Source organism: Paenibacillus sp. GM1FR, from assembly GCF_002803315.1.
Taxonomy (GTDB): Bacteria; Bacillota; Bacilli; order Paenibacillales; family Paenibacillaceae; genus Paenibacillus; species Paenibacillus amylolyticus.
Genome location: NZ_MKZL01000043.1, coordinates 1 through 2,716, shown reverse-complemented (window position 1 = coordinate 2,716; position 2,716 = coordinate 1). Strand labels below are relative to the sequence as shown.

Sequence of the window (2,716 nt, the reverse complement as noted above, 5' to 3'; positions counted from 1 at the left end):
CTTTTGAGCCTGAACATCTCAATTTTATCGGAATGGTCTTGGTGGTCAAACCCTCGATCCCTCCACCCGCATAGCGGGTGGTTTTTTGTTTCGCGCGTTTCACGCACTCAACTGGCTAAAGCCATAACAGAAAAAAGAGCAGCATCAGCTACTCTTTTCTAACCTTGATATTCACATATCGCCAGTAGTCAAGTCAAACAATTCAAACCAGATACTCCGCCATAATCTGCTCGATATCATACGGCGTAACGCCTTGATTCACCGAATAGATTGTATCCGCCTGATCTATTGTATCCACCAGTTCTCCTCTAGCTTTGGCATGGAGCATGAACAAGTCATGCAGATCGGGTTTGCGTAAATTCGTTAGTGCTTTGCCCATCAGGACCATACCTTTTTGATTGCCTTCCACATTATTGTAGTAATCCGGATGGCTTGTCAGCGCCAGGTCTGTCCAGATGACGGTACGTTCGACCAGGTCCATAATCACAGGGATCGCAATCTGCGTATCCGCGGTAATATCGATTTTGTTCGCTACGGTAGACGGTTCGAAAATCTCGCCAGACCCCGGTTTCTTCCGCATCATCCAGCCCACAAAACATTCGGGCAGATCACAATACGGATGACTGGTAAACGATAGCAGTGTCGCCACCACATATCGTCCACCATAGGCCACGATGGATGGAATATGCAGATCAATAAACTCACTTGCTCCGTTAGGTGCAGTCACGATATCTCCGCTATGGACAGCCTTATAGTTAGAGGATCGCAGATTCGTATAGGAAATATGCTCCACATAGTTCCAGTCCTTATCGTACATCACCGCAGACAAGTCAATGTCCACGCGTCCTGTAGACTTTCCATCCACGTCCCCCTCTTTCCACCAGTTGAAGAAACGAATCGTATCACCCTCTGCCATCGGCACACGGCTTCCACGAACGATGGTACGCAGAGCCTTGCTCGCCGATCTCTGGGAAAAGGGTACCAGATAATCATGAAGCTGCGGATCGACATAAGTCTTTCCAAGCGGGGCAAGGGCAGCGAAGCGCTCTACCAATGCCTGTTCGCACAATTGCACGACATTCTGACACGTGGCTTCATCGATCTCTGGCAGCTCATTCGGAACAGCATAAGCTTTGGCTACATTGCCTTTTGGGAAAAAGACACGCAAATCCTGCGGTTCATTACGCCGAGCAAAATGCTGTCTTACCTGCAATAACACCGGGGTAGATACTTGCTCCAGTACCTCACCAAATGCCAGCAGTACATACGCTTCATCTTCGGTCATCCGCAGCAAGTGATCCAGTCTTCTCGCGAATTCACCTGGACGCTGTGACAACAGATCGATCAGACTCCATACATTCCGATATTGGAAGGCAAGCTCCACACTTCCGTTGAAGGTCGAATAAGGCTTATTATTACGCAAAATATCAACGGCTTCTTCGCATCGTGGATACCGAAGCTTATATTCCGAAGGATGCAGAATTTCGCCAAGGCGAATCCAGCGATCCTTATATCGCAGCATATCCTCCGTCATGGAGCCACACTGCTCCAATAATCCGAGCAAAAGGCGTCTCTCGCGGCGTTTGAATTTCCGGAAGGGAGAAGCCGCAGCGAGGCTAACATCACCATCGGACCAGGCAACAGCCAGACGCAGGACATCACTTGCCGTTTTGAAATACGGACCGATCCGGTCGATGTTCGCTTTTTCATGCTTCAACAGCGAGGCGACCACAAAGCCCACATTTTCTTTGAACGGAATCTCAGTGGGTAATAGCGCATCCACGTCTTCCGGGTCTGCATGCTCCAATACCGTGTCGATATCGGCCTTGTCTGTTTCCGAGATGGAACCTTTTGCTTCAATGATCTGACGAATGAGTGTCTGGAATTCTTGCTGGTTTCCCAAACCAATGACTTTCAAGTCCGTCTTCTCCAGCAAAGGCGTTCTCTCCACCGATGGTTGATCCGGACAGACCACAGTCAGGTTGGTCAGATAATGAATAATCGCATTGAGATATAACTCGGCCTCATCTGCTTGCATCACCTGCATTGGGAATCCCGCATACATCGGTGTGTACTTCACATGTGCGCCGACCATGACTCTTAGATCAGCCACGAGTTGATGATACACTGTTTCAAATTGTTCCTTGGACAGCTGCCGCATCGCCTGCATTAACTCATCCGAGAAGGTGTATCCGAGTGCTTCGATATTTTTAAGGGCAGTCGCCAGGTGTGTCTTAGGCAACTGTTGCTTCCCTTCGTTTGATTCGATAATAAGTTTGTTTGCTCTGCACAAATAGATTGTATTGTTCATGATAAAAGAGTCCAGGAAAGCCACATCCCTATATAACGTGAAAGGTTAGGGTTAGAAGGAAGGAATGTGATAGCCTGGACGCCTCCTCTCTGAAATAAAATCTTCAGGAGAGCTGCGACCCTATGATCTCCAATGATTGTAGAAGGAAGGATCGCAATAGCCTGAAGGCCAGCAGTTCAAAGTTTGTCGCCCGAACCTCTGGTGAACCCATCATCTCAGATTCCACGATCTGCCAACAGGGCGAAAGTATTACGACATGAATTTAAGAATTTAATAAAAATCAGGACCACCCGTCCAACGGGTGGTTTGCTCTTGGGGTATAACCCCCTGTTGCCAAACTGCGCCTAAAGACGCTAGCCTGACAGCAGGGCTGTTCAGGCTCAGTGTTATTTGTCACTTTCACTC

The 2,716-nt window shown here is 48.3% G+C and carries 1 protein-coding gene; it reads right to left on the bottom strand.

What is annotated here, in order from left to right:
• Positions 1–202: 202 nt before the first annotated feature.
• Positions 203–2,311, bottom strand: coding sequence for a TerD family protein (locus PAEAM_RS22475; protein WP_100529051.1), 2,109 nt, complete (start codon positions 2,309–2,311; stop codon positions 203–205).
• Positions 2,312–2,716: the final 405 nt, after the last annotated feature.

Bases quoted from the DNA above. Each gene is read 5' to 3' on its own strand.
- PAEAM_RS22475 (WP_100529051.1), bottom strand. From the start codon at position 2,311: ATGAACAATACAATCTATTTGTGCAGAGCAAACAAACTTATTATCGAA.